An 8684-nucleotide genomic window follows, 5' to 3' on the forward strand; every position below is an offset into this window, starting at 1 on the left:
CCCTTGGGCTATCCCAAGGCTAATCTCTTCGCGTTCATTAACAGTTAATCTGTGATACTGGGTCATATGCAACTCCTTTCGTCCTGTATAATATACAGGAATCAAGTGTTGCATTGGTAACTTGAGCTTACCGTGTCCCTAATTTCAGGCTTTAAATCTTTTCCCAAGACACGCAAAATAGCTTCCTCCTAAGTGATGAACAATTTTGGCTTTATCGGATAGCCAGTAATCATCAAAAATATCACTTCTTACCGCAGCATATATCACTTTTCCGATAAACAAAATAACCCCATCATAATTTTTCTTGTCTATAATTCTACATTCCAGAAATCCCGCAGCTTTTTCCAAATGCGGCGTATTTATTTTCACGCCTTTCAATAATTTAATATTCATTTTTTTGATCTTGTCAATTTTTCTTCCGCTGACTTCACCGCAATATTTAATAAATGGAAGCAAATTTCTATCGGCTATATTTATAACTAATTCACCGCTTTTGATTATTAGGTCAGCCGTATAATGAGTTTCAGCAATTGCTATAGCAACTAACGGTGGTTCGTCATTTAAAGGCATATTCCACGCAATCGGTGCGATATTCGTTTTCTCTTTTGTCCCTGATGTTATCAGTACGCAGGGGCCGTGGTTAATAAGGCGATAAAACTTGTCCAAAGAAATTTTCTTAAACATGATTCCCCTCCTGGCCTATTCAACCTACGAGGTTGAATGGCTATTCTACCCCCAAAACTTCATCTCAAAACCCGCGTAGAAAGCGGCGCCTGCAAGAGGGAAACCAAGCCGTGTCTGGTACTTTGTATCGGTAAGATTTTCTGCTTTAATCCAGATTTCCGTATCCTTGAATTTCTGCGATATTTTCAAATCCAGCAAATAATATTCTTTGAGTTCATCTATGGTCTGATTATCGGTTTTTTGTGAGCCGGTATATTTTAAGTCTGCGTCAGCCTTTAAGCCAAATACGGTAATGTATTTTATGCTGTATTTCACAATGTTTCGCGGACGGTAAAAAAGCACAGCTTTCTTATCTGCATCTTCCGACCAATCATAAGTATAGGCAATTTCTTGAACAAGAGAACTCGATATTTTATGTGACAAGTTCATTTCCGCTCCGGTGGACATGGTGTTTGAAACATTCATGGGAGTCCATGTCTCGGTATTTGTCGCTGAGTTGTAGTCGGGAAGCCAGATAATAAGATCCTTCGTTTCGGAATTAAAGAATGTTACGCCTGTGCCGAACTTTGCCGATTCAATCTCAAATCCGGCATCATAACCCATTCCCTGTTCGGGTTTTAGTGAAGCGTTGCCTTTTGTAACACACGTAACGCCTGAATATACAGAAGTTTCAACAGGCCAATATAAAGTATCGAATGTCGGCGCCCTCCATGATTTGCCTGCATTTAATGAAATCTTGCCTGCTTCCGAAACAAGGTAGACGACTCCGAGTTGCGGAGTAAATACGCTTCCAAAAGCTGAGTTGTCATCAAAACGAATGCTTGGGAGGATTACAAATTTATTAAGCCCAAGTTTATACTGGGCGTAACCGGAACTGTTGACCCTTGAGCGGTTCACGTCCACTGAATCCGCAAGGAGATTAGTCTTTTTATATCTCTCTTCCCACCATTCGCCGCCGACCGTGAAACCTGAGTCCATCATGTATTTAGACTCAAGGCCGAAAACCCCAGAATCATACTGACCATCTAGAAACGAGGAAGGATTTTTGTACTTCATGCTCTCGTCACTGCTATGAATCACGGTAGAAAGAGATCCGTAAGGTATAGTTTTTTTGTGTTCAAGTTTAATGGATTTTTTGACGGTTTTCTGTATGGCATCAGGACTGGAAGCCTTGGTCTCAAGTGTGCCGTCGTACATATCAACGCTAAGCGGCAGATAAGTTGTGGTGAAAAGCTTTCCCGGAACTCCAAGCTCGTTGCTGTAGAGAGAACTTGAAAGTTCAAGATTGCCGTATTTTACAAGATCATAGCCGAGGCGCGCAAAAAAGTTCTGGCTTTCAAATGCTGAATTTTCGCGCCATCCGTTTCCTGCCTCGTTGCCTGCTATTGCCACACCGTAAAGACGGTCTTTCTTTAAGTTCAAATGCAGTTTAAAATTGCGCTCACCGTAACTTCCCGCCGAAGCTCCGAAATCAATTTTAGGCATATTTTCGTCATAACCTTTCGTTATAATATTTACAATCCCTCCCATAGCGTTAGTCCCGTATATTGCCGAGGCAGAGCCTCGTATTATTTCAACCCTTTCAACAGAATCAAGCGGGATTGCGCTCAAGTTTGTGTCGCCGCTGGAAATACTGTTTGCGCGCCGTCCGTCTATAAGAATCAGAACCTGCTCGGCAGTAGAACCGCGAATACTCAATGTGCTTGAAGCCCCTAGCGAACCGTATTTACTGCGCACAAGTCCGAGCTCGCTGTCCACAAGTTCTCCCAAATCCCTTGCTTTTGTGTTTTTGATCCTTTCATTGCCTATTACGGAAACAGATGTCGGCATCTGCCGCATTGATTCCGCCCTGCGCGTGAGGCTTAAGAAAACATCCTTCGATGATTCCTGCGAATAAGCATATGTCAAACATAGAATCGGTAAAAGTAATGCAATAATTTTATTTTTCATTTTATGCTCCCTTTGTTTATTATATTCACCCTCACCTCTTTCCTCTCCCCTCAGAGGGAGAGGAAAGAGGTGAGGGTGAAATGGCTGCAATTTGGACTGCAATGAGATTTTAATATTCTTTAACGGCTCAAACTCCCCTTAATCCCCTCTTAATCTTAAGAGAGGAAATTTTCTTTTTCTGAATTATCAATTATTCTCCCCTCTTGTTTATAAAGAGGGGCCGGGGGAGTTGCTTTTTAATTCTTACACCTTCTTTTTCAAACTCTCTTCTTCCTCTTCTAGTGCGGGCAAGTCTTAGGAACGAAGAGAAGTTAGGTGTGGGGTTAGTCACTTTTTCCTTTTACCTTCTACCGTTTACCATCTACCTTTTATAACCTCATTCAACCCGGTATTTAAACTCATATGTCGCTATCTAATTTCTAATCACCAATCTCTAATTACTGTTTTATCCATCATTCATACCTTTTACCTCCCTCGAGATTATTTGGCCGACGGACACATCTTTCACGAAAGATTATGCGCCGTCAACCGCTGTGCTGCCGGCCGGTCTCCTGACTCCCCAGCACCTTGTTAATACCTTCCCATCCGGAACAACAAGACAGTGGTCAACTTTTAACAAGGTCATCTACCTTTCTCTAAATTATCCAAGAAAGGTGCTGGATTACAGTAGCGGGGCTGTACCCGATTCCCACGGGTTTCCCGTTCACCCAGGCACTTAATTGAGATTGCTGAAAAAACTCCCTGTTTGTTACTTTTTTTCACCCTCACCCTTCCCTCTTCCCTCGAGGGAGAGGATTAAGGTGAGGGGGTTAAAAGACTTTTTCAGCGGTCTTTTTTAGGTGCTGGATTCACCTGGCAGAATTAATATTTTTGTTTAGTTCTTCCTTTGAAACCGCTATTACATAAGGTTTCGATGAAATGGGGTTGTTCTTGACGATCACTACCGTTTTGTAAACCTGTTCTATATTCTGGTATTTAAGAACCTCATGCGGCGTTCCCTCCATGAATATTTTCCCTCCGTTAAGCATTAAAATTCGGCTGCAATATTCTCCTGCCAGGTTTAAATCGTGCAAAATCGTTATAATTGAAAGGCCGTTTTCCCTGTTGAGTTTTTTAATGACATCTAATATCGCTATCTGATGGCCGAGGTCAAGATAAGCCGTTGGTTCGTCAAGAAGGAGTAGCCTCGGCTCCTGAGCCAGCGCCTGCGCAAGTATCACGCGCTGCCTCTCCCCTCCCGAAATTTCGTGCAGTCTCCTGCCGGAAAGATGCCAGGCATCAGTAAGTTCAAGGGATTTTCGGGTTATTTCCAGGTCTTTTTTTGAAGGAAGGCCGAAGCGTTTCTGATGGGGGAAGCGCCCCATCATCACAAAATCCAGAACGGAATAAGAAAACGGGAGATCGTAAAGCGGAAGCATCGCAGATACTTCACGGGCAAGCTCATGCCGTTTTATACCGCCTATGTCCCTGCCCGAGAACAGCACTGTACCGCGCATTGGTTCTATTATCTTTGTTATCGTCCTGAAAAGAGTAGTTTTACCTGCTCCGTTGGGCCCGATTATGCCCAGGAACCCACCTTCTTCAAGAACGAAGCTTATGTCGGAAACAACTTCTTTCCCCGAATAACCCGATGCGACCGATCGTAATTCTAATATTCCCAAAGGATAAAACCTCTCTTTTTCTACCTAGTCAAGATACAATATTCCCGTCTTAGTCTTAAAAGGGGATAATTTTTTTCTGAATTATCAATTATTCTCCCCTCTTGTTTTTAAAGAGGGGCCGGGGTATAGATTCGCTTCTTCCTTAATCTCCCCTCTTTTGTTAAAGAGGGGCCGGGGGAGTTGATTTTGGCTTGCTAACTTGCTTCTCAAACTCCCCTTTTTCCCCTCTTAATTTTAAGAGGGGACTTATCTTATATTTCCTCTTTCTGCAGTTTAATTGCGCCGCACACAACTCGGCAATTATGGAGTCCCCACGGGCATGCCCGTGGTACCAAAATCATTTCCCCGCCCGCTTTGCTTTGCCCCTAGAAATCGCAAATACGATTTCAGGGACTCTTGTCCTGGAAATGCTTTGCATTTCACAGGGCAAAGCGAAAATGGCGGGGGACGGAATCCCGCATTCATCCACGTGCATGCGACTTCGGCTATTCATTACAATGGAGTCCCGCTCAGCGGGGCACGTAGTTTTCTAACCAGCGGGATAAAACAGTGCATTTAGAATGGCTTCTCTTCTTTTGAGTTTATTATGAAAAGCAGGAAGAAAAGCCCACCTGCTATGCCGGTTATTACGCCTACGGGAAGCTCAACGGGGGCTATTATCGTTCTTGCAACGGTATCGCAGAGCGGAAGGAACGCCGCGCCGCATAGAGCCGAACCAGGTATCAAAAAACGGTGGTCGGGTCCCGTTATCTTCCTCACGAAATGCGGGATCACGAGCCCTACGAAACCGATGATACCGGACATTGAAACGCAGGTGCCCGTTATAATGGAAGCAATGATAAAGATCACTTTTTTCGTTCTTTCGGCTTCCACGCCGAGGTTGTAGGCTTTTTCTTCGCCCAGCGTCAGCGCGTTGAGTTCCCGCGAAAATGCGGCGAGTACCGCCATGCAAAGAACCAGAATGGCTGTTGCCATTTTCAAAAGGCCGCTATCCGGTGAAGACAGATCGCCCGTGAGCCAGATAATTGACGAGTGTATCTTGTCGGGATTTACTACCGCTATAAGGGCCAAGACTGCCGAAGAGCACACAAAACCCATTATGACACCCGTAAGTATGAGCGAGTGATTTGAAAAATCCTTTGTGGAGGCGAGCGCATAAACTGCCGCAAAACAGCCAGCCGCCCCGATAAATGCGAAAAGAGGCATAGAAAAAACCGTCAAGGCTGCTGCTCCCGTTACGATGCTCAATGTTGCCCCGAGCGCGGCACCGCCGGATATTCCAAGGGTATAAGGGTCGGCAAGAGGGTTCCTTAACATCCCCTGAAAAACGCACCCGCTCACGGCAAGCCCAGCACCTACCAGGACAGCCAGCCATATCCTCGGCAGACGTATTTTCCATATGATCGCCGAAAAAGTATTTGTGCTTCCGGGGTTTATTAACCCCTCAAGAACCTCGCGCGGGCTTATCATACTGCCGCCGAACATCAGCGATACAGCCAGGATAATCAAAAGTAAAATAACGAACAAGGCTAAAATGAATATTTTATTGCGCATCTTTTGCTTCCAGCCTGAAATCTTTTATATCCAAAAACCAGTGTTTCCAGAAACCTTCGCGGAGCACCGTTTCCGATTCCGTTATTTCTATGCATTTCGAAAAGTTAGGGCCGTCGAAAACGAACGTGTGGAACTCGCCGTTTTCCCCGCAGACGCATACGTTTTTTGAACGGATTATATTGAGGGTTTCCCCGTTTATGTTCCTGCCGATTATTTCCTTCGGCAGCAGACTGGCATTTGCGCTCACTATCATCGTTTCAAATCCGGCATCTATAAACTCTGCGACTAATTTTTCTGTCTCCTGGTTCCATAAAGGTTCTATCGCCTTGATACCGATATCTTTGCACACCCTTTCAACCCAGTCCTTATGTTCGTCAAGATATATGTCGCCGAAAACCATTCCTTCGGCGCCGAACCTGTCTTTCAGTTCCGATACGGACTGTTTGAAAGCGGTTTCGTAGCCTTCCATAGTATCGGGAACGCTTTTCTGGACAAGCGGTATGCCGAGTGCATCTGATTGTGCCTTGATTAGTCCGGCGGGAACCCCATGGAAACAGCACCTGCCGTATTTTTCTGAAACAAAATTCAACAGGCATACCGGTTCGTGTCCGGCCTGTTTTGTCCTGTATAATGCAAGACAACTGTCTTTTCCGCCGCTCCAGGATATTATAACTTTCATTTTGGGCTCCTTTTGTATAAGACCGTAATTTCAAAAATTTGATTATTTTCTATTACTTGTGCCTTAGCCCAAAATCAAATTCGAAATCCGAAGCACGAAATCCGAAACAATATCTAAATCCCAATAACCAAAATTCTAAACAAAAACTTACTCATTTATACATATAAACCATAAAACATTGAACTAAATATAGCAAAGGTGTTGTTTTGAACATTTGAATTTGGAGCATTTGAATTTGTTTCAAGTTTCGGATTTAAATATTCGAATTTTCTCTTCCTTTCCCATGAAAATTTATTTTGTTCCATTTTCAATGCTTTTTACTAACACCTTTCTTTAAACTTTTGGCACTATCTATAAGATTGAATATCATCTCAGAGCCTTGCGCTATGGCAACAGGCGTAGGTTCGCTGAACAAATCGTCTTCTACCACGAATATGTTCCCGTTTCTGACCGCATTCAATTCTGGGAATTTCTGCCAGGATTTCACTACTTCTGCCGATTCAGCCCCCATAGCCGTTATGATCATTATGTCAGGGTTCCTGGTTATGATTTCTTCCCGGCTTACCTGCGGATGGCGCTGTTTGAGATCCGCAAAAACGTTCCTGCCGCCCGCAAATTCAATAAAATCGTTTATAAAACTCCTTGAACTCGCCGTGAATATGGGTTTAGAGCTTATCTGCCAAAATATCGAAGGATGTTTTACAGCCTTAATCTTAGCCGAAAGACTTTCAATTCTTTTACGCGATTCCGATACTATTTTAAAGGACTTCTCTTCTCTGCCCGTAATCTTGCCAAGTTTTACGAATTCCTTGCAAATACCGTTAAAGCTGTCAGCTTGATCCATCACATAAACTTTGAGCCCCAGTTTTCTTAATTTTTCAATCGGCTGAGGCAGGTTTCCTTCCTTCGATGCTATTATAAGGCCGGGGTTAAGAGAAACTATTTTTTCTATGTTTGGCTCCAGAACCGTTCCTATTTTTTCCTTCTCTTTAGCCCGTATCGGACAGTAGACCGTAACCGCGACAACCTCTTTTTCAAGCCCGAGCAGGTAGAGGCTCTTTGTTATGGAAGGCGCAAGCGATATTATCCTTTGAGGATGGCTTTCGGATGTCCGTGCTGCAGCCGTAGAGCACAATAAAAATGACAAAAAAGTAATTAAAGTAATGCTTGATGTATTCATCATAATATGTTCAAAATTCTATTCCTTTTTTTGCGGGAATTCCTTTATTAAAAGGGTGCTTTATCTCCTTCATTTCGGTAACAAGATCGGCGGCTTTTATCAATTCTTTTGGGGCATATCGCCCTGTTACAATAAAATCATTTTTGTGCAAATTATTAGACAATATTTTAAGAAGTTCTTTAAGTTCAATATAACCGTCTCTAATCGCGATATTAAATTCATCCAGGACAACCAGGTCATACATTTTTTTTGAGGCGAGAACCGACTTAAGTTTACTTAGCGCCTTAAAGCATTCAGTTCGAACGGTTTTTGACGTGATTTTAGAGAAACAACCGGGATATTTGGGCGCAAACGAGTATAATTTCAGGTTGTTTAGTTTCTTCAGAATATTCTGTTCGCCGTAAAAATCTTTCCCCTTGAAGAGCTGGATAACGCAAACCCTCCATCCCCTGCCCAGCGCCCTGACAATCTGGCCCACCGCTGCGGTCGTTTTACCCTTGCCGTTACCTGTGTTTACGATAATCATTGTATTCCCCTGCTTAAAAATATGACAAGCATTACCGTTAACTCATCTATTTCATTTATCAATCCGAAAGAATCTCCGGTAAGCCCCCCTATTTTGCGCTCTATCAGCTTTACAATCACAAAATTGATTACTGAAAGCAATGCAATAGAACCTGCTAATAGAAACGAATTTGCGAAGAAAAAGAGAAACGGCAGATAAAGTGATGATAGAATAATATATTTTGTATTGCCAAAAGTTATTTGTGTGCACATTCCACGATTTTTGGCGGGTTTTGAAATAGCAGCCGAAAAGCTCATTCCCCACCTTGAAAGCACAAAAACCGGCAGAAAGAGCGGCGGCGCAATTTTTACGGCAAGATAAAGCTTAATGGCAAGATAAATTACTCCTGCAAACATTGCAAACGGCCCTATGTTGCCGGAACTCATTATCCGCAAAGCTTCATCCCTGGAT

The 8684-nt window shown here is 43.2% G+C and carries 8 protein-coding genes and 1 riboswitch; all 8 genes read right to left on the reverse strand.

Going from position 1 to position 8684, the window contains the following annotated elements; translation table 11 throughout:
• Positions 1-144: 144 nt before the first annotated feature.
• A complete protein-coding gene (locus tag NT145_07770; GenBank protein MCX5782577.1) occupies positions 145-684 on the reverse strand; it encodes a flavin reductase family protein in 540 nt (179 codons plus the stop codon).
• Positions 685-729: 45 nt separating this feature from the next.
• The gene (locus NT145_07775) at positions 730-2634 is read right to left on the reverse strand and encodes a TonB-dependent receptor (protein ID MCX5782578.1); all 1905 of its coding nucleotides are present in this window, start codon (positions 2632-2634) and stop codon (positions 730-732) included.
• Positions 2635-3157: 523 nt separating this feature from the next.
• Positions 3158-3382: riboswitch (cobalamin riboswitch) on the reverse strand.
• Between the two features lie 100 nt (positions 3383-3482).
• Complete coding sequence (locus NT145_07780; protein MCX5782579.1) at positions 3483-4295, reverse strand: ABC transporter ATP-binding protein; 813 nt, start codon at positions 4293-4295, stop codon at positions 3483-3485.
• Between the two features lie 555 nt (positions 4296-4850).
• Positions 4851-5849, reverse strand: a complete 999-nt coding sequence (locus NT145_07785; GenBank protein ID MCX5782580.1) for an iron ABC transporter permease — start codon at positions 5847-5849, stop codon at positions 4851-4853.
• Positions 5839-6528, reverse strand: coding sequence for a diphthine--ammonia ligase (locus NT145_07790; protein MCX5782581.1), 690 nt, complete (start codon positions 6526-6528; stop codon positions 5839-5841). The genes NT145_07785 and NT145_07790 overlap by 11 nt, the downstream gene beginning before the upstream one ends.
• A 307-nt stretch (positions 6529-6835) precedes the next feature.
• Positions 6836-7711, reverse strand: coding sequence for a cobalamin-binding protein (locus NT145_07795; GenBank protein MCX5782582.1), 876 nt, complete (start codon positions 7709-7711; stop codon positions 6836-6838).
• Positions 7712-7718: 7 nt separating this feature from the next.
• On the reverse strand, positions 7719-8234 hold the full coding sequence (locus NT145_07800; protein MCX5782583.1) for a cob(I)yrinic acid a,c-diamide adenosyltransferase: 516 nt from the start codon (positions 8232-8234) through the stop codon (positions 7719-7721).
• Positions 8231-8684: adenosylcobinamide-GDP ribazoletransferase (locus NT145_07805; protein ID MCX5782584.1), on the reverse strand; the 454-nt coding region annotated here is incomplete at its 5' end. The genes NT145_07800 and NT145_07805, both read right to left, overlap by 4 nt.

It is taken from the genome of Elusimicrobiota bacterium, assembly GCA_026388075.1.
GTDB lineage: Bacteria > Elusimicrobiota > Endomicrobiia > Endomicrobiales > JAPLKN01 > JAPLKN01.